The organism is Nocardia lijiangensis NBRC 108240 (genome assembly GCF_001613045.1).
Lineage (GTDB): Bacteria > Actinomycetota > Actinomycetes > Mycobacteriales > Mycobacteriaceae > Nocardia > Nocardia lijiangensis.
Map to the genome: position 1 here is coordinate 37,998 of NZ_BDBP01000020.1, position 17,641 is coordinate 55,638.

21 protein-coding genes are annotated in these 17,641 nt (G+C 63.7%); 19 read left to right on the forward strand and 2 right to left on the reverse strand.

The window, feature by feature from the left end; translation table 11 throughout:
• The first annotated feature begins 65 nt into the window (after positions 1-65).
• The 7 genes from NL1_RS08070 to NL1_RS08100 all read left to right on the forward strand — a co-directional run bounded on the left by NL1_RS08070 (position 66) and on the right by NL1_RS08100 (position 5,685).
• On the forward strand, positions 66-857 hold the full coding sequence (locus NL1_RS08070) for an alpha/beta fold hydrolase (RefSeq protein WP_067835962.1): 792 nt from the start codon (positions 66-68) through the stop codon (positions 855-857).
• The gene (locus NL1_RS08075; RefSeq protein ID WP_084510391.1) at positions 854-1,555 is read left to right on the forward strand and encodes a hypothetical protein; all 702 of its coding nucleotides are present in this window, start codon (positions 854-856) and stop codon (positions 1,553-1,555) included. The genes NL1_RS08070 and NL1_RS08075 overlap by 4 nt, the downstream gene beginning before the upstream one ends.
• 781 nt (positions 1,556-2,336) lie before the next feature.
• Positions 2,337-2,609 carry a hypothetical protein gene (locus NL1_RS08080; protein WP_218024380.1) on the forward strand — a complete coding sequence of 91 codons (273 nt, stop codon included), beginning with the start codon at positions 2,337-2,339 and terminating at the stop codon, positions 2,607-2,609.
• A gap of 165 nt (positions 2,610-2,774) precedes the next feature.
• Positions 2,775-2,963: a hypothetical protein gene (locus tag NL1_RS40480; protein WP_507763273.1), complete on the forward strand. Its 189-nt coding sequence runs from the start codon at positions 2,775-2,777 to the stop codon at positions 2,961-2,963.
• A gap of 678 nt (positions 2,964-3,641) precedes the next feature.
• Entirely contained in the window at positions 3,642-4,739 is a 1,098-nt protein-coding gene (locus NL1_RS08090) for a hypothetical protein (RefSeq protein WP_156094733.1), read from the forward strand.
• Between the two features lie 41 nt (positions 4,740-4,780).
• A complete protein-coding gene (locus NL1_RS08095; protein ID WP_067835969.1) occupies positions 4,781-5,257 on the forward strand; it encodes a DUF6301 family protein in 477 nt (158 codons plus the stop codon).
• On the forward strand, positions 5,257-5,685 hold the full coding sequence (locus NL1_RS08100) for a TY-Chap domain-containing protein (RefSeq protein ID WP_067835971.1): 429 nt from the start codon (positions 5,257-5,259) through the stop codon (positions 5,683-5,685). The genes NL1_RS08095 and NL1_RS08100 overlap by 1 nt, the downstream gene beginning before the upstream one ends.
• Before the next feature lie 768 nt (positions 5,686-6,453).
• On the opposite strand, the gene NL1_RS08105 is transcribed toward NL1_RS08100, so the two are convergent.
• Positions 6,454-6,975, reverse strand: coding sequence for a hypothetical protein (locus NL1_RS08105; protein ID WP_156094734.1), 522 nt, complete (start codon positions 6,973-6,975; stop codon positions 6,454-6,456).
• A 941-nt stretch (positions 6,976-7,916) separates the two neighbouring features.
• Between NL1_RS08105 and NL1_RS37395 the strand changes: the two genes are divergently transcribed.
• The 9 genes from NL1_RS37395 to NL1_RS08140 all read left to right on the forward strand — a co-directional run bounded on the left by NL1_RS37395 (position 7,917) and on the right by NL1_RS08140 (position 12,135).
• The gene (locus tag NL1_RS37395) at positions 7,917-8,246 is read left to right on the forward strand and encodes a hypothetical protein (protein ID WP_156094735.1); all 330 of its coding nucleotides are present in this window, start codon (positions 7,917-7,919) and stop codon (positions 8,244-8,246) included.
• Between the two features lie 4 nt (positions 8,247-8,250).
• Entirely contained in the window at positions 8,251-8,880 is a 630-nt protein-coding gene (locus NL1_RS08110) for a hypothetical protein (protein WP_156094736.1), read from the forward strand.
• A 270-nt stretch (positions 8,881-9,150) separates the two neighbouring features.
• Positions 9,151-9,399, forward strand: a complete 249-nt coding sequence (locus NL1_RS08115) for a hypothetical protein (RefSeq protein WP_067835977.1) — start codon at positions 9,151-9,153, stop codon at positions 9,397-9,399.
• On the forward strand, positions 9,399-9,848 hold the full coding sequence (locus NL1_RS08120; RefSeq protein ID WP_067835979.1) for a hypothetical protein: 450 nt from the start codon (positions 9,399-9,401) through the stop codon (positions 9,846-9,848). The genes NL1_RS08115 and NL1_RS08120 overlap by 1 nt, the downstream gene beginning before the upstream one ends.
• A gap of 101 nt (positions 9,849-9,949) precedes the next feature.
• Entirely contained in the window at positions 9,950-10,612 is a 663-nt protein-coding gene (locus tag NL1_RS08125; protein ID WP_067835981.1) for a phage tail tube protein, read from the forward strand.
• Positions 10,613-10,750: 138 nt separating this feature from the next.
• Complete coding sequence (locus NL1_RS37400; RefSeq protein WP_156094738.1) at positions 10,751-10,912, forward strand: hypothetical protein; 162 nt, start codon at positions 10,751-10,753, stop codon at positions 10,910-10,912.
• A 25-nt stretch (positions 10,913-10,937) separates the two neighbouring features.
• Complete coding sequence (locus NL1_RS08130) at positions 10,938-11,270, forward strand: hypothetical protein (RefSeq protein WP_067835983.1); 333 nt, start codon at positions 10,938-10,940, stop codon at positions 11,268-11,270.
• Positions 11,186-11,746 (forward strand): hypothetical protein, encoded by a 561-nt coding sequence (locus tag NL1_RS37405; RefSeq protein WP_156094739.1) that lies wholly within the window; start codon positions 11,186-11,188, stop codon positions 11,744-11,746. The genes NL1_RS08130 and NL1_RS37405 overlap by 85 nt, the downstream gene beginning before the upstream one ends.
• Positions 11,746-12,135 carry a hypothetical protein gene (locus NL1_RS08140; protein ID WP_067835987.1) on the forward strand — a complete coding sequence of 130 codons (390 nt, stop codon included), beginning with the start codon at positions 11,746-11,748 and terminating at the stop codon, positions 12,133-12,135. Before NL1_RS37405 ends, NL1_RS08140 begins: the two co-directional genes overlap by 1 nt.
• 88 nt (positions 12,136-12,223) lie before the next feature.
• Here the strand turns inward: NL1_RS08140 and NL1_RS08145 are convergent, their stop codons facing one another.
• Positions 12,224-12,883, reverse strand: a complete 660-nt coding sequence (locus NL1_RS08145) for a hypothetical protein (protein ID WP_162272698.1) — start codon at positions 12,881-12,883, stop codon at positions 12,224-12,226.
• A gap of 198 nt (positions 12,884-13,081) precedes the next feature.
• Here NL1_RS08145 and NL1_RS38735 point away from each other — a divergent pair, with 198 nt between their 5' ends.
• The 3 genes from NL1_RS38735 (at position 13,082) to NL1_RS08160 (ending at position 17,583) form a co-directional block, all read left to right on the forward strand.
• A complete protein-coding gene (locus NL1_RS38735; protein WP_174553400.1) occupies positions 13,082-14,944 on the forward strand; it encodes an amidase domain-containing protein in 1,863 nt (620 codons plus the stop codon).
• Between the two features lie 96 nt (positions 14,945-15,040).
• A complete protein-coding gene (locus tag NL1_RS08155; RefSeq protein ID WP_067835993.1) occupies positions 15,041-15,907 on the forward strand; it encodes a hypothetical protein in 867 nt (288 codons plus the stop codon).
• Complete coding sequence (locus NL1_RS08160; RefSeq protein WP_067835995.1) at positions 15,904-17,583, forward strand: Gp37-like protein; 1,680 nt, start codon at positions 15,904-15,906, stop codon at positions 17,581-17,583. The genes NL1_RS08155 and NL1_RS08160 overlap by 4 nt, the downstream gene beginning before the upstream one ends.
• The last annotated feature ends 58 nt before the right edge of the window (positions 17,584-17,641 follow it).

Genomic DNA, 17,641 nt, shown 5'->3' on the forward strand with positions numbered 1-17,641 from the left:
CGCACCGCCGATCCGGATCACTACTCCGACGCACTCACGAGCGATGAAAGGTCGCAGGTCTGAATATGGCACGCTCCAAGAGTTTTCGTGCGCTGTGGAACTCCGCCGCGCCGCCCGAGCCGATCGATGTCCTGATCATGCCCGGCACGTGGCATCCGCACGGCGACGGGATCAGCGCCGCGTTCGCTGCGTCCCTCGACCCAGATCGCTTCAGTCCGCGAATCGTCCCCTATCCAGCCGACTACGGCCGGACGATGCCGTACGCGGACAGCCTGGTGGTGGGACGGAAGGCGCTGATCGCCGCGATCGAGGCTTCGAACCGGCGCGTGGTGCTGGCGGGCTACTCCCAGGGCGCCGCCATCGCAGGTGACATCGCGGCCTCGGCCGGGCGAGGCGAGTTCACGCAGGTCGTCGCATGCGCCCTCATCGCCGATCCGCTTCGCCCGGAGGGCAAGTGCCTCGGCGTCGATCCGGGCGGCTACGGCATCGCGGGTCAACGCGACGTACCGAACGTCCCGACCTATTGGGTAGCCGCGCCCGGGGATCCGATCACCGCGCTGCCCGCAGGCAATCCGCTTCGCTCGATCGCCGACCTCAGCGGGTATTTCAGCCTTTCCTCGCCGCAGGCGGCGCTGCGGTGGGGGCAGAGCTTGATCGATGTGGCCGGACGGCGGCAGCTGCAACGCTGGTGGTCGCCACAGTATTGGCGCAGCTGGTCCGGCGCCATAGCCTTCGCGCGCGGATATCTCGTCGACGGCAGGCACACCGACGACTACATCCGCCATGGCCACGCCGAGCGACTTGCCCAGCGGCTCAACGCCGAAATCGTCCGCGGCGCGCTCCGGGAGCGAGTGTGAACGACGAACCGAACCACCTGTACCTGAGCCGCGCCGAAGTACGCGAACTCGCCGAACTGCTTCGCGAAATACCCGATCTATCAGAGGATCTCGCGATTGCGCGGACTCGTCAGGCCAAGCTCGGCAGCCGCGGTGACTACCGCATGCAACGCCGTCCCAGCGAACAACCGCTGCCGTACAACCCGGCGGCCGCCCGCGCGGCCGACCATCTGCACGCTGTCCTGGTCGGCTGGGTCCGGTTGGTCTGCGAGCAACGCGGTCTCGACTACACGGGTTCGACCACGGTCGCAGGATTGTCGCGATGGCTGGACAAGAACCTGATCGCGCTCGCGATGACCCCGGGCGTCGAGAGCGCGCCGCGGGAAATCGGCGAGGCGGTGCGGGCGGCGACAAGGGTCGTCTGTCCACCGGCGGTCGAGGTGAATCTGGAGCCTTCGATGATCGACCAGGCACGTACCCACCGCCTCAACGCCTCGGGCATCGCCACTTTGGCGAAGGAACTCGGGGACGAGTATCGAACCTTGACCGTCCGCCGCGTGCAAACGCTGCGCGACGCGGGAAAGATCGCGCCCGTGCCGGGGCCTTGGGCTCCCGATTGGCCCGAGTTGTTCATCGCGGGAGATGTTCTCGACCAACACCTTGCCCATCCCAGGAGGTCGCGCCGAAAGCCCACTGCCGCGCGGAGCCACGCTACATAGCGTTTCCGAAGCCGTGCTTACTAGCGACGAACCGCGCTTGCTGCTGACGCGAATCGCATTGCGCGGGAGTTCTCGCGAGGCCAGTGGCGGTTCCTGACGACCGCCCCGTCGTCAACACCGTTGAAACCATTGCCGTCCAACCGGTTACCAGTACCGGTTGGGCGGCTTCTTCCTTCTCTGCGAGTTCAGCCCCCCGCGCGCGTAACCTCTCGCCCGCTTCATGGTCGCGCCAGCGGCGTCTGTTCGCGCCGTCTCTGGGTGCCCTACCTGTAATCGCGAACGGCGGCCGACTCCCCGGTTCGCGATCGAGTGCGTTCGGCGCAACATATCTCGCTGCGGACACCACCCTGGGGAGCAATGTGCACCGATTCGGGGCCTGCCGACCGGAAGCTCGGAACGCACTGCGCGACAGCTGAAATATGCGCTCTCACCAGGTATTTCGAAGGCGTCAAAAATTCAGGTGTTGACATTCGAATCGCGTTAGGTGAAGATTGGTGCAGCGCCAGAGCTGCGCCTTCTTCCCGGGACCTACCGGGAAATCCCCACTCTCCCAGATCTACTCATGGCACTGTGCGTCCGAAACTGCGGACACACAGTGCCACGGTTGTTCCCGGAGATTCCCATCCCCCGAACATGCGGCACGCCCCCGAAACCCTCTCGATGTCGATTGACAAGCGGGGCAGAGCTTGCCGCATAAGCCCGAACGCCCGCCCGTCTCCCGCCACTCCGGTGCGCGGTCGCAGACGAGCGCGGATGTCCGGGCCTCCGCCCCACCCTCGGCGTGCCCCTCAGGCCGGGGGTGGGGCGCTCGTCCCGCCGGCCACGACTCGGCCAGGCCATCAGCGAGGAGACAGCCATCGACGAAGCCATGCGCGAACTGCTGGAGCTCAACGCGCACAACGCACCTCCGACGACACCGACCGCCGACCTGGCACACCAGATCATGCGCGTCCACCGCGAATGCTCCACCGACTACTGCCGCCGCAAGGCCCAAGCGCTGCGCGCCCTGATAGCCGAGGGCCGCATCATCCCCGACTCCTCGCGCACCCACTGACCCCACCAGCCCGCCCCGCCCGGCTCCCTTCTCCCGCAACACAATCGCGGTCGAGGACGGTCCGAGCCGCGGGGCGCCCGCCCCACCCCCGGTTTTGCTACGGCCGGGGGTGGGGCACCTAAACCCCGAAGAGGACGCGCCCATGAGCCAGCAGAAGTCAGGCAGATCCAGGATTTCATCGCCGGGTTCTGTGGCCCGATCGGCAGCGACGTCAAGGACATCCGCGAACAGCTGTGCGGCCTGTCCCGGTGCGACGCGGGCCAATACGGTGCGTGGTCGCAGCTCGGCAACCACACCGTGATCGACGCACTCGCCGAAGTCCTCGCACGCTTGGACAACGTCGAAAGCCACTGAAACGCTTCGCTTCCTACGTCAGCGGCTGAAATAGGACTTTGCCTCAGCACTGGCTTATGCCTCTGCCGGCGATCTTTTGTACTGGATCCAGCTCTGAACCTACTGGAAGAACTTCAGCGACAGCTCGCTCGAGAAGCCCTGATCCCGACCTCGGATCAGGGCTTCTTCCATGCTCGGGCTCGCTGTCCTATTGCGCGTCCTGAGGCTGATGCGCGTCAACGGGCGCCCGGGGTGAGCGCCTGCTGGCTCTTCGTCCAACTCGATGCCTAACCGCGTGATCCCGCTGCGGTCGAGGCCTTCCATTTCCAGATCAGCTCCTCCCGCCGAGGACTGAGTATTCGAACGGTGAGGAATCCAACGTGGCGCCGAGAGACCCCGATGACGGACCCAGGAAGGACGACGATCGAAAACGCCCGCAACGGCGGGTGACCGAGCCCAAGTCCGGCACGGAGAGTCGTACGAATCCTCCGACCACCGATCCGGTGAGTCCGCCCGCCAATGCCGCAGCACTGCCGCCGCAGAACGACTACGGCAGTGCATCGGACCTGGCTGAGATGATGCTCTACGGGTCCATCCCACGAGGCTCCGCTGGGGACGATTCCCGCCAATGTCAGGGAAGTAGAAGTTGGACCCAACGATTGGCGTTGGCAGGACATCGCAACCAAACGGTTCGTCGAAATGCCGAGCTGGGCGAAAAACCCTCCCAGCAAATATGCTCGAGCAGAATACACTTCACCACAGGAATTTTCGCTCACCGTGCAGGCGCAGAAAGAAATTGCCGATGTCAAAGCGGTGCGCGATCTCAAGGACCAGGAAGTAGCAGCCCTCACCGCGGCGCGGGACGAGATTGCGGACAAGCTCGGACTAAAGCCTGGCAAGCTGACCGAGAAATATCTCGACGAGCAGATGGAAACTCTAAGGAAGAAGTTCACCCTCGCCGAGATCGAACGTCTTGAAGATGCGATGTCCGCTGTTAACAAGGCGGAGTACCAGGCCAACAAGCTGACTGAGACGATGGGTAATATTGCTGCCCGCGACTACATCAGGCAGATGGGCGGCGAGGTAGTCACCGGGTTGGACGATGCCGCTACTCGCTCCGGAACGCTCGACGTGGTGGGTATCGTTGGTGGAAAGCTCGTAGTGGTGGAGGCCAAAGGCGGAGGGTCTCAACTCGGCGCCCGGTGGGTGACCGACGATTCAGGCCAGCTGATTCGTGTTCAGCAGGGCACGCCGCAATATCTGAAGTGGATGCTCGACAACGACCCTGTTCTCGTGCAGGCGCTAAAAGACAGAGGTCTGCTCGATGCCGTTCGCAACGGTGACATGGATGTCGTCTACGACATGGTCCGATACGACCCGAAGGTCGGTCAGCCGCAGTGGTATCGATTCAACATCGAGGACGAACCCGTTGTCCCACCAGGCGCCATCCGAAAGCCTCGGCAGCCAGCGCAAACCGGCAACGGCACCACGGTATCGGGTCCACCGCAAGGTGCCGAGATCGCAAACCCGGGCCCGGACCTGTCACCAATCAACCCGCTGGCGGCGTGGATGGATTCCGCAGCGCAGTCGATGCTGTCGAATCTGACCACGTTGACAGCGGTCACCGTTCCCTTCGCGGGACTTGCCACCAGGCTGAATGGAGACAGTCATGGCGGGGCAACCCGCATCAGTCAGTCGCTGACGGTAAATATCGCTGCGCCGACGCGGACGATTGAGAACAACAGCGACAGCGAGCACTACCAGGCCCTCACGTATGGTTCAGGCATTCTTGTATAGCTCCACATCCAGACAACCATCACAGGAAAGTACCCTCAGGCATGCGGATCGAGATCAACAAGATAGCGGACAAAGTCGGCGTGGCAGCGCGATTCGACTGGGCTTGGACTGACGCGGACTTGGAACCGTTCTGTGCAGCTGCGGGTTGGCAGATCACTGAGCGTGGTCGGCGGGGCGCGGTGCTCGTGACCGACCTGGAATTGGCTCGTCCCGAGGCACATTGGGTCGGCAAGGACGGCCTGGGCAATTATATGATCGTCTTTCTAAGTGACGATCTCGACGCGAACGACACGGAATCGGTCCGCACCATGTATGACCAGTTCGCTGACACCAGTGCGGCGATCGAGGCGGTGTTGGGGCCGCCGACGCAGCGAAAGGCAGGATCGGATGGTGAGGTTCGGTGGGATCTATCGAAGGTCGTGATCCGATTGCGTCTAATGGACAACGGCATCTACCTCCGCCTTGCCAACCCCGAGCACCAGGCATGGCTCGATGCGCCGGATGATGAGGATTTGTGATGGCTATAAAGATTCCTGATTGGCCCTCTCTTTCTGCCGCGTTGGCGTTGACGCTGGCGCGCATGCCTGGTGACGGATGTCTGATCCTCAGTGCTACCGGCAACAGGTTCGCTCAATTCGTGATGGGGTCGGAAGGGCTGTGGGCGGAGATCGTGGACGACTCGGCGCTTGTCGGTGGCTATCGGATCTCACCGGATGACGCGGTATGGCTGTCTTCGCATGGGTGGTCCCCTCCGAGCGAGGCGGGCTCGCCGAATTGGCATCGCCGCGTACCCTGGCCCGCGCATTACAACGAGTATGAGGCTATTGCGGATCAGGTCGTTGAGGTTCTGTGCGAGGTGTTGCGGATCAGTGCTCCGACCGAGCTGACAGTCGAGTCGTGGGTGAATTTTTCCAACGACAAGTTCGATGTCAGCGCGCTCGGCTGAGTATGTGAGGTTTGCCAGGGCAGGGCTCCGTCAAACTCTGCTTTGAATCCCTCGGGTTCGGTGCGAATTCCGTCAAGATGCCGCGCGTTGGCTGATGGGTGGTACGGGCTGCGGCTTGGGTCGACACCAGGCGCGATCGGCGTGCGTTCTTGAAAAGGCTTGACCTCCTGGCGAGGGCAACCCTGCATCGTGGGCTTGTTCAGGTGGGTGGCACTAAGCCATTTTCATCCGTGATGAACGATGTTGCGGCAGTGGATGTTTGATGCGGCGTGCCGCCTCAGGGATGGGTGAAGCCCCTGGTAGATCGACTGATTGTCGAGATCACCGTTCCACCAGAGGCTTCCTGTGTTCTACTGTGCCGCGTTGCCGTTGTCACGCCAGACCCTCAACTTCGTTTCCGGTGACAACGGGAACCGAACGTTCCAACCCATCGAGCTCGGATACCGACCTGCGATGGAAACCGCACGCCCCCAGGAGAAAGCCAATCGGCTTGATACGTGCCCTGTCCGTGATGTCTCTCAGGCCTCTGCGGTAGCGCTACAGGCGGCAATCGGGTTGGTGCTCGAATTCACCCGACAGGCCCGGCCCCGGGCGCTGTTCATGAACAGCTTTGCCGGTGGCCGGACCAAGGCCGGGGGTGTCCTCGGCGCGTTGATCTTCGGATGCCCCGCGGTGGCTGGTCCGGTCAGCGCGGTACGCGGCTGGTGCACCGTGGTGATCAGGGCCGCGCAGATAGTTCGAAGACGAGAATCGTTTATCCCTGAGGGATCAGGGCAGGACCTGCGGAATGACGTCCGGGGCGATCGCGCCGACGATCAAACCGACCAAGGCGCCCTGGAAACCGGAGCCGAGGGCGCACAGCGGTATAAAAGGAATCCCGATGATGGTGGCGCCGCAGACCACGGCTCCGAACACGGCCCCGGCAATTCCACCCGCTGCTGCGCCATTGGCCAGCGGATCATGGTTGGCCGCATTGGGATTGGTGGCGATGTCCTGCGGAACCGCAGCCGCCACCGGCTGCAGGACCTCCGCAGTGGCGGGCTGTGCGACATCCGCGACGGCGGGCGGCTCGATGACCGCGGCGGCGGGCTGCGCGATGACCGGGATCACCTGCTGAATCGTTCCCGGAGCCTGCGCAGCCTCGACCGTCTGCACGACGGGGACCGACTGTGGGGAGACGCCCGAAGCGTCGGCAGAAGCTGCTCCCGCGCCCGCGAAGGTCACCGCGATCGCCAGCGGCAACGCCGCGATGAGAGCCTTACGGCCGAATTTTCTGGTAGTCAGACGCATGATTTTCCCTATCCTCCCGACCCCGTGAACGTTGCAAACCGATTGGCGTGCAGCATGTTTCACGGTGCGAATTACAACGGTGAAGTTCTATCCGATCCTGGTCACCGAATCAAGTCCTGGTGCTGTTGTGCGTACGCGGCGGAATTGTGTTCGACGACAAGATGATTGGCGTTCACTCATGCTCGCACCCGGAAGGCGCGGTTCTTCCGCTACGACATCTGGACCCGCCGAGCTCGACGCTGCGCACCAAGCGTCGCCGATCTCTCGACGCCGCCATCGCCCTTGTCGTGCCACCGGCCGAAATGCCCAGGAACGCCGAATAGCTGACGGCGGTCAATCGTCCGTCAGTCCGCCTCATGCGGTACGCCCCCGAACACCGAGAACACGGTAGAACGCGGGTTCAGAGCACGCCGCATGCCCGCCCCTGCCGCTCCCGTCTCCCGCGGGTGGTTCGCCGGTCGCAGACGGTTGTCGCAGCGTAGGGGCGCGGTGGTCCCACTCCGGTCGACCCCTCGAATCCCGGAGTGGGACCACCGCACAGACAGCCCAGCCGTGTCCCGTTCGTCCAATCACCATGGACGTGCGGTGCAGAGCGGCGGGGCGAATCGTTCCGTCTCGGTCGCTGCCCGGACCGGGGCGGAACGTCCAAACGACTCCCGGTGCGGCGCCGGGCCACCAATTCGCCGCGCGCACAACTGAACAGCCGCGGGCGGACGCCCGCCGAACTCGCCATGCACCCGCCCGGAGCCCTCTGCCCTACCGAGCCCGCCCCGCCCGCCAGGACTCCCGTCCATTGGTCCGTACGGTTGCAGGCCGGCCGGAAGCCGGGGCGCACGCGGCCCCACCCGTACCGCCATGCGGACGCGGGTGGGGTCGCCTCCCCAGCCTCACGTTGCCCGTTCTCACCGGCACCGTCTCCCCATCCAGGAAGGCACAATCTCGTGATCACCGTTCTGACGTGCCGCGGCACTGGCGAGCCACTCGGGGCGCCGACGAACATGCTCTCCTACTTACGAGCAGACTCGACAGCACGAATTACCGGATCGGCCCGGATTCGACCAGCGAGCGTCGGGCCGGTGGCGGCATCCGGTCCGCAACTGGCGATTGTGGTTGCAGGCAGTGGTTTTGATGGACGGCTGCGTCCGCGGGGCGCCCACAATGCCGCCTATCGCGCCGACGGCTACTGCGACCGGCTGGCCGAGGTCGTCAACGCACACGATGACGTGCACTTCAATAATTCACAGCTAATGGGTGGTCGTTATGTTCTATGAAGGAATGCGCATCAACTCCGAGGAGGAAAGTCGCCCGAATTCGGGTGACAGCCTGCTGTCCACTACTCCCGTGGGAACCATCGGATCATTTCTGCAATGGCCCACTGTCGCAAGCGGTTTAGGAAGTGCTATCGGTAAGTCGTTCGTCGGCGCGGCCGGGCTCGCCGAAGGCGGCGAGCCCGAAGGGCGGCGCGAGGGTTACGACGAGGGTTTCCTCGCGACGACGCGACCGGGTCGGATATTTGGGTTCTTGCAGTGGCCGAGCTGGTACAACATCTTCAAGAGCACCCGCGACCAGGTCACGCAGGCAGGAATCTCCGCACTAGCCGGTGCGGTCGCCGGTCCTGCCGGTGCCGCGGCCGCTGCGGCGGTGAGTACGTTGACCTCTTCGGTGCAGAATGTGCTGCAGCAGTTCACCGCACCGTCGCAGACACAGCCGGGCGCCGCGTTGCCGAGAGCGACTCCGTTGCCGCAGGTCCTCCCGTTGAACAACGACGTGCTCGATCGCCGGTCGTTCGGTCCGAGTATCGACCGCACCACGACGATCAACGTGCTCAAGTCCGCGGAGAACGCCGTAAAGGTGAGGGATCCGCTGATCGACCGTTCGGCAACATATCTGTCCCATTTGCGCTGACGCGCTGTGGGTTTCATCCCATCGCTCATGTGCCGAGAACTCGAGAGGGGGTGATGGGAATGCTCGTTGTCATCCAAGCTGTCCTCGAATTGATCAGCGATCTCGTTCCGCTGCTGCTGCCGCTGTTCGGACTGTAACCGCAGTGCCAGAACAGGATTCGCGGGCGGGCAAGCCGGGTGCCGCGTGTCCCGGAAATTCGGGCGGTCATGCCGCCGAGTGTCAGGCGGTGCCTGGCTCCTATCTGTACGTATTCGTTTCCACGGATTACCCGTGAACCTGATGATGGAGAAGATCATGCCTACTCCCGATGAATCCCTCGGCCTCGCCGAACGCATCACGACCGATATACACGCCGTGGTTTCCCGGTTGGTCACCCTGCGGGCGGATCTCGAGGTGCTGCTCAATCTCGCCCAGGGCGTGTCGATGACCGTCGATGCGGCCGTTCCGGCCTCGGCGCCGGACACCTCCGGCACGCTCGAAGCGGTAGTGTCCGTCGGTGCGCCTTCGGAAGCGGCGTGATGGCAACCTATCCCGTGCCGGGGGAATTCCCCGATTTCGAGCAGTTCATGGTCGATCTGTTCACCCCGATCGCCACCACCGTGACCACCCTGCCGGCGACCTCGGCCGCGCTGCAGTCGTCGCTGCCGCTGATCTGGGTGCGCACAACCGGCGGAACCCTCGATATCAATGCGGTCACCTACAAGGCGAAGGTGAGTGCCGTCGCGTTCGGCACCAGCCGCGTCGCAGCACAGCAACTGTCGGTGCAAATCCGTGAAGCGATCCTGAGTGCGCCCGCCAGCCGTGTCAACGGTGTCCTCGTCGACTACGTCGAGGAAATCGCGGCCGAGGAGCAGAAGTTCCATCCGCCGATCCTGCGGCGCAGCCGCGGTCTGACCGAGGTCCCCGACCTCGATCCGCTCAATCAGATGGTCGAGATCGCCTTCTCGATCGAAGCCCGCCGCCAATAGGCGGACCGAAACCCTGTCGCGGATAGGGCTTTTCACCGGCACCACGCGGTGCCGTTTCCGTCAATCCCTGCCCGCATTCGCGGGCGTTCGAATGGAGACACATGCCTGCCACCAACCTCACGGCCCTCAAGAACGCTCAGCGTTCGCTGCTGCTCAAGCCGCTCGACGCCGCGGTGTTCATCGCGCCCTGGTACACCGCCGCGCCGACGGCGTTCACTGACGCTAGCGGCGCGCTGCAGACGCTACCCGCGGCTTTCAAGCCGGTCGGCCTGATCGACAAGAAGACCGGTGTGGCCTTCGCCCGCGGTATCACCGCCGCGCCGATCGAGGCCTATGGTGAACTGCAGCCGGTGCGCAACGACATCACCAGCGACATCACCACCATCGAGTTCCAGCCGCAGCAGACCACCGCGCTGACCCTCGAGCTGACCACCAGCGCGAACCTGGCCCAGGTCAAGTCGAACGCCGCCTCCGGTGAGGTGTTCTTCCCGCAGCCCGCCTCGGAGCAGATCACCTACTACTCGGCGATCATCATCGGCAAGGACGGCAATGACGCCGACCCGATCTACGTGTTCAAGGTGCTGCCGAAGGTCGCCGTCAGCAAGTTCGGCGGCGAGCAGTGGACCCCCACCGAGGTGCTGGCGCAGAAGCTGACCATGGTCGCGTTCAAGGACGACACCGCCGGCTACGCCGTCGCGCACGGCTTCGGCGGCCAGGGCTGGAAGAAGATCGTCGCCCAGACCGGCATCGCCCCCGCGGCGTGACGCCGCTCGTCGCAGCGCGAATTCTCCCCTGATCACCCAGGTTCCGGCCTGGGCGTGGGGCGTGTCATGTGTCTCCGGTCATGGCACGCCCCACACCATTTCCTGTCCATATTTCCGGAGAAGAAAGCGGGTCCACCAGTGTCCGCCATCCCCACCGAATTCCCCGTCACGATGACCGACGGCGAGAACGACTACATCGTCTCCAGCGCCACCGAGTACGTCAACGCCGTCTACAAGCTCGGCCACGCGGTCAAGGTCGAAGAGGCGGCTTCGCGCCGTAGCGCTTCGAAGTCCAAGTAACACAACACATTCCCGGAGAGCTGACATGACCACCACTCACGAAGCGGCCACCACGGCCGAGGTCGGCGGGCGTTTCCACGAGCTGCAGCAAGAGCTCGCCCCGCGCAGACGCGCGCCCTACCGCCTGACCGACGACATCGCTATCCCGCCCGTAACCCGGGGCCAGCTGCTCGCCCTTCGCCGGACCGACAACGACGACGAGCAGATGGCCATTGTGCTGGGTGACCAGTACGAAGCCGTCGAAGCACTCTTCGCCGAGCGGCCGCTGGATGAGTGGTTGGCCTTCCAACGCGATCTCTACGCCCACCTCTTCGGCCAGGGCTCTTCGGAGCTGCCGGGGGGATCGTCGGGCTCGTAGAGTTCTGGGAACGTTTCGGTGCCGCGCTCGACTATGACCTGCTCGAGCGCGGCATCGACGTCCGGGACTGCTTCGGGCCCGACACGATTCGCACCCGCGACTGGCGCACCATCTGGGCCTTCAAAGACCGGCTGCCGCACGGTTCACAGTATCGTTCGGCGCTGTCGATGGACCGCGAACTTGCCGAACAGATGGTCATCGCCGAAGAAGCGGCCAATCTCTACGAGGACGAATCGGCGAGGCTTGCTGGACCTACGCCCGAGGGCTACACGATCGATACCTACCTGCTGCTGTCGATCATCGATGCCCTGCAAGGCGTGCAAGCCGGGATTATCGCGGCTGCAGGCGGCGACCCGCCAGCCATCCGCCCCATGCCCCGCCCCGTCACCGCGGCGGATCAGGTACGCGACGAACATCGCGATCGCTCTATGCAAAACCTCATCGACCAATTCACCGCATACACCTGGGAGGACTGATGATCTTCTCGGCAATCTTGCCCGCTCAGGCGGCCGGTGCCGCGGACGCCACGGTCCTGGCCGGCGTCTATTCCCCCGGCTTTTACAGTGGCGACACCATCACCGATGTCGAACTCGTTGCCCCACCGGGCTATTCGGCCATCACCGGAGCGGCAACCAACAATGTGACCGTCTCGGTTCGCCACATTCGCAATGGCACGGTCCTGCAGACTTTCGCTGCCGTTACCACAACAGAGGGCACAAACCTGGTCCCCGAATCTCCGGTCTCCGTCCCGATCACGGCGCAGCCGGTCCTGCTGATGGGTGACGTGATCGACGTGCAGATGCACCAGAACGGGGCCGGCCAGGCAGTCGGAACCGGACTGACCGTCTACGTATTCATCAGCTGAACAGAGTCCGAAGCTTCGCGGACCTCGACTGGAAACGCCGAGGACTAGTCTGCTTACCGTGCGGCGCGAGCGTCGCGATCAGGGGGCATCATGCTTCGCATCGCAGATGGCTCATACCGATTGTCACCACGGTGACCGCACCTTCCGGTGCGCCCTCGGGCCAGCCGATGCCTAAATCCCCGTGCTGCGGACCGGGCGTTCTCGTTGTGAGATCAATGGTTTCGACTGCACGGTCGAGCCACCATCCCGTGTTCCTACACATGTCCCACTCGCGGCCGTCGCTACCGCTGGAATACAACTCCAGTGGCAAACCGCGGGAGTCGCGCAGATGCTCCAGCAGCCGGTCGGCGACTCCGCTATCGGGCGTGCCGTCGGTACTGCCGATGGACAGCACACGGTGGCACCACGGGCCTCGTCGCGATTCCGAGCACCAGGACGAATCCGCGAGCACCACAAGGCCATCCGGTAGCGGCAGCACCCGATCGGCGGCTGGCACCGGAACCGGTTTCGCGCCATAGGACGGAAAGTAGTCCGACCAGAACCACAGCATGAGCAAAACACCGAGTGGGCTTGCCACACAGTAGAGAACGACGAGAACGCCACCGAGCGCGGTCCGAAGTGAAGCCACACCACCCGCTGCCCGGTCGGTGATCAGACCCGCCACCAGGATGCCCACGCTAGCCAAGATCAGCAACACCTCGACGCTGTACTGCACCTCGCGCAGCGTCCAAGCGAGGAACGACACCACCAGCTGTGTCACCGCGATCGCCGCCAGTGCGACACCCACCCACAGGCGATACCGCGGCGACCGCGCCGCCAACAGCCAGCACACCAACGGAATGACAAAGACCAGTCGTTCCACGCGGCCAGCATAGCCGCAGCCGCATTCGACCGCCCATCTGACTGATCTCGTTGTTGCGCGGTGGATTCCGTGAGGAGGAAAGCTATGAGTAGTACGTGGGACACGCCGCCGCCGAGTTTCGACAGGAAGCCGGACCAGAGCAAGGTGGACAGGCTCCAGCCGGGGCAGCGCGCGCTGGTCTGGGATTCGGTGATCAGCGGTTCGATGGCTGGGGTCGATCCGCGCTTGGTGCTGGCTATCGCGCTGGAGGAAGCAGCAGACCAGCACGATGACGATGGAGCGCTGCACGATTTGAATCAGTGGGGGAAGGGCCACACCCCGTGGGTCGGCAGGATGAATAACCCGGCCGGCTGGTCTCTGGGCATTACCAACGTCAAAGAGCGCACCTTCGAAAAAGTCAAAGAGAAATATCCCAGCGTATTTCATGATCACGAATGGTCCGACCTCGCGAACGACGACGCTCTGGCTGTTCGTACTACCGCCTACTATCTCAAGTACTTGCAGGAAACGTATGCCGGGTCTATGCCGGACGAAATCAAGCAGAAGTATACCCTGAATCAATTCTTGGCCTCGGCGTACAATGCGGAGTTCGATGCCGATGGCGATAACAATGTGTTGGTGTGGATCAAGGACAAGAAACTCGGGGAAAAGGAGTCGAAGGAGTATCGAGATCGCGTCAAGGACAAGCAGTGGCAGCGTGCCGAGTCCTTGCTATCGACGATGTGGACTTGGAAGGACCACTCTGGCATCCGGCCGATCAGTGCAACGCTGGATTCGCCGGATCAACCTGCCGCGCTGCTGAACTCGTGGCTGAATGCCGGTTCTTCGATCCTCGATTCGATTCTGCGCCCCGCGCAGGGCGTCGTGCCGATTGCTGGTGGCATGGACCCGAACCCGAATCGTCAGACGGCGGTGAAATATGCCGATGACTGGGCGATCATGAGCAACTGGGAGTATCCGAACTACGATGCGAGCGGCGGCGACTGCACGAGCTTCGCGTCTCAGGTTTTGCACGCCGGAGGTTTTCAGTTCGATCCCTCGCGGGCCGACGACAGTTTCGCCGTGACCGACCGCTGGCATCCCTACAACCGGAAATACAACCACATCGGCAATGAGGCGCCGCATGAAGCAGGTGATTCGGCGCCGCGTCCCTGGCTGAATGTTCAATCGTTGTACAGCTATATCGCCAACGGATACGGGAATGCGAACGGTGGTCCGACGGGAACGCGGCTGGCACCGATCAGCGTCAACCCGATCACCGGGAATCCCGATCCCAACGCGTTGACCAATGCCGGACTGCGTCCCGGTGACCTGGTATTCGTTAGTTACGGCGAGAAGAACGAGGACGGGTCCCCGGTCCTCAGCCACACCATGGTCTACGCCGGCCATGGCAATGCGCGGCAGCGTATCGGTGAGGACGAAAACGGCAACCCGCGGTACCAGTACTTCGAGGACGCCGATTTCGTCGACTACCACAGCAGCAATGTCTACCACGGGTTCTGGGCCATCCCCAAGGTAGATGAGGACACGGAGAAGGTCGTTACGGACCGGACCGTCACTTACTACCCCGTGCGCATGAACTACCCTGGCGACGCGCAATATCCCGTCCAGCGAGCGGCGGGCGGCGACATCAGAGGTCCCGGTTCGTCCATCGGCGACAAGATTCCGGCGTGGCTGTCCGACGGCGAGTTCGTCATGAACGCACGCTCGACATCGGTGAACCGTCCATTCCTGCAGGCACTCAACGCTGACCCGTTCTTCCTGCAGAAGATGCTCGAGCAGCGGGATGCTGCTGCGGCGGCGAGGGCGAATGCGAATGCCGGCGGGTACGCGCCAGCGGCCGGCGGTGGGGCCGCGACCGTGAACATCTCCATGTCGAGTTCCGAGGACATTGTGGCGCGGTTGAAAGTGCTGTCGACGCAATGGGAGCTGATGAATTCCCGGTAGGCGGTATCGACGCCGACTGGTTCGAGATCGTCGGTCGGCGAGTCTATTTCAGATTTTCAAGAGAATTGAGGTGAGGTTGTGGCGTCGAATGCCGCGATGATCACGGTGACCGGAGTCGACGGATCGGTATGGACGATCGCCGGCCAGGGCAGTGGCCGTGAGGGTGTGGATTTGGCTACGTCGCCGAGCGGACTGTACGACGCTCCGGTGACGACGATCTGGAACCAGTCGGCGTTCCAGATCGGCTCGTCGTTCGGTGGTTACCGGACCAACAAGCGCGATGTCGTATTCGCGGTCAATGTCTTCGAAGCCGCGGGGCGGACGTGGGAGGGAGTGGACTCCGCATGGCGCAAAGCATGGGCCTACGACCGGGATTCGACGCTGACGATCACGACCGACTTCGGAACCCGGTCGCTGAAGCTGCGGATGTCCGAGCAGCCGGACTTCAAGCCGGACAAGGACCCGCATCTGCGGAGGCAGGGCAAGGTCGTGATGACCTGTGTCGCGGGCAATCCCTGGTGGGTGGAGTCCGATGTGACGAGCGCGTGGACGTCGACCATGAACACCACGGGCGCGAACGTGAGCCAGCAAGGCACGGTCAGCATCGCCAACCCGACGGATCAGCCGATGTGGCTGAAGTGGGTGTGCTCGGCGCCGGGCAAATGGACGCTGCCCGACTTCTCGTGGGGCGCGGTAGATCGTGACGAGGCGCGCGTCATCACGCTGCCGATGACCAGCGCCGGGCAAGACTTGACGGTCGACACCGATCCGATGGAGGAGATGATCGTCGCGGCGAACAGTTCGCAGATCTGGGCGTTGATGAACGGCGTCAGCTTCCTCTACCCGGTGCCCGCGTACACCCCCGCCACGGATGTTCCCGTGAAGGTGTCCGGCGCGCCTACCGGCGCTTCGGTGATGGTCGTGCAGCCGCGGAACTGGTCGCGTCCGTGGGGGTTGCAGTGACCACCGCGCTCGACCTGCCCGCACTCTACGCGGACGCGCAGCTGGCCAAATCGACTCGCAAGCAGCAGCGTTACGCGCGGCCGCTGGTGCGGCTGTGGGACGGTGACTGGAATCTGCGCGGCACCTGCGGCGCGGAGATCAGCGCCGACTTCCGGTGGGTGCTCAACCAGTCCGGCACCGGCTTGCTGGTGCTGCCTTACGACTACTACCTGGCCAAGTGGGCCGTCGACATCAACGGCCGCACGAAACAGAACGTGCACATCACCGTCGACAAGGACGGCGCGCGCTGGGACGGCCGGTTGGAGAAGGCGGTCATCAAGACCGACGACCACGGCGTCACAACGGTGGAGCTGCTGTTCATGCACTCCTATCAAGAACTCAAGCACATCTATTGCTGGTCGAATCCGTTTCTGCCTGCGGCGGTGCAGTTCCCGCGCGAGTTCCTGCTCGCAGGGCCCGGTGTGTGGGTGCTCAAGACGGCACTGCACCTGAACCTGCTGCGATTGGAAACCGCGGGGTGGACACTGCCCGACGATCCCATGGACGTCAGCAGCTGGGGGAACCTCGACCAATCGAACTGGGCAGTGGTCGTGAAGCCCGGCGACTTCGTCTCCGATACGTCGGTGTGGACGATCTTCGGCTCCCGGTTCCGGAACTTTCACGAGGCCGCAGCAGGCACCTTGGAGACCGCGCAGCTGGCTGTCGTGACCCGGCGTTGGCTCCGCGGCGACCCGGAGCCGTGGCCGGGTGCGAACCTGCGGCACGGCTGCCTGGTGGTCGACATCGTCGACAAGTCCGGATTCTGGACCGGCACCAGCACCGGCGGCAACATGTGGGACGGCCTGCAGCACACCATGCAGGTGCTCGACAACACCTTGCTCGACTACAGCCCGGACGTGCTGCCCGATATGAATGCGCCTGAGCTGTACAAGAATCCGGGATGGATGGGCACGTTGCCGTCGAATCCCTGGGTGGTGTATCGGCAGAACGAGAACACCGGTATCCAGACTTCGCAGTTCGTGGTCAATCCGTCGTCGGCGGTGCAGATCCTCACCGGTGGTCATTCGATGCCCGGCGTGAACGAGGCGATCTCCTCGGCGATCCAGTTCGTCGGCATGGTCACGGCCGGCGCGCTCGGCGAGGTGCCGTTCGTCGGTCCCATCCTGGCGGGCGTCGCCAACGGTACGACCGCGGTGGTGGACACCATCGCGATGGCGCTGCTCTCCGACACACTGTTGGCCTGGATGCAGTTCAAATCGCCGCAGCGGGAGAACAATTCGGGCTGGTCGCACTACTACGAGCATTTCGAGAACAGTGCCGATCGCGCGTACACCCTCGGCTCGCTGCTCACCCTCGGTGAGGGCCTGTGGAAGACGCGACGCCACTTCACCCACAAGTTCACCGTCGCGAACGGCGAACCGTACCTGATCGGCGATCAGGGCCAGGGGCACTTCTTCCTCGGCGACCGCGTCGGTTCCACCGTCAAGGGCATGCCGGAAGGCTCGATCTATGTCGACCAGGTCACCGAGCTCGAGCTCGCATGGTCGCGCACGGCCAGTCCCGCCTGGCAGATCACCATCGGTTCGGACCGCGATCACGACATGCCGTTCGCCAAGTCCATGCGGGTGGTCGCCGACATCGTCGACGACATTCACGCTCTCGCCGTCCAGATGTAATCCCGACCGAGCTCGCCGCACCGCGGGCTCGGAAAGGTCGAACAGGGCGGTCTCGCCA

What these genes read in the sequence shown, in the direction of transcription:
- NL1_RS08070 (WP_067835962.1), top strand. Translation starts at nt 66, where the DNA reads ATGGCACGCTCCAAGAGTTTTCGTGCGCTGTGGAACTCCGCCGCGCCG.
- NL1_RS08090 (WP_156094733.1), top strand. Translation starts at nt 3,642, where the DNA reads ATGCCGAGCTGGGCGAAAAACCCTCCCAGCAAATATGCTCGAGCAGAA.
- NL1_RS08095 (WP_067835969.1), top strand. Translation starts at nt 4,781, where the DNA reads ATGCGGATCGAGATCAACAAGATAGCGGACAAAGTCGGCGTGGCAGCG.
- NL1_RS08100 (WP_067835971.1), top strand. Translation starts at nt 5,257, where the DNA reads ATGGCTATAAAGATTCCTGATTGGCCCTCTCTTTCTGCCGCGTTGGCG.
- NL1_RS08105 (WP_156094734.1), bottom strand. Translation starts at nt 6,975, where the DNA reads ATGCGTCTGACTACCAGAAAATTCGGCCGTAAGGCTCTCATCGCGGCG.
- NL1_RS08110 (WP_156094736.1), top strand. Translation starts at nt 8,251, where the DNA reads ATGCGCATCAACTCCGAGGAGGAAAGTCGCCCGAATTCGGGTGACAGC.
- NL1_RS08120 (WP_067835979.1), top strand. Translation starts at nt 9,399, where the DNA reads ATGGCAACCTATCCCGTGCCGGGGGAATTCCCCGATTTCGAGCAGTTC.
- NL1_RS08125 (WP_067835981.1), top strand. Translation starts at nt 9,950, where the DNA reads ATGCCTGCCACCAACCTCACGGCCCTCAAGAACGCTCAGCGTTCGCTG.
- NL1_RS08130 (WP_067835983.1), top strand. Translation starts at nt 10,938, where the DNA reads ATGACCACCACTCACGAAGCGGCCACCACGGCCGAGGTCGGCGGGCGT.
- NL1_RS08140 (WP_067835987.1), top strand. Translation starts at nt 11,746, where the DNA reads ATGATCTTCTCGGCAATCTTGCCCGCTCAGGCGGCCGGTGCCGCGGAC.
- NL1_RS38735 (WP_174553400.1), top strand. Translation starts at nt 13,082, where the DNA reads ATGAGTAGTACGTGGGACACGCCGCCGCCGAGTTTCGACAGGAAGCCG.
- NL1_RS08155 (WP_067835993.1), top strand. Translation starts at nt 15,041, where the DNA reads ATGATCACGGTGACCGGAGTCGACGGATCGGTATGGACGATCGCCGGC.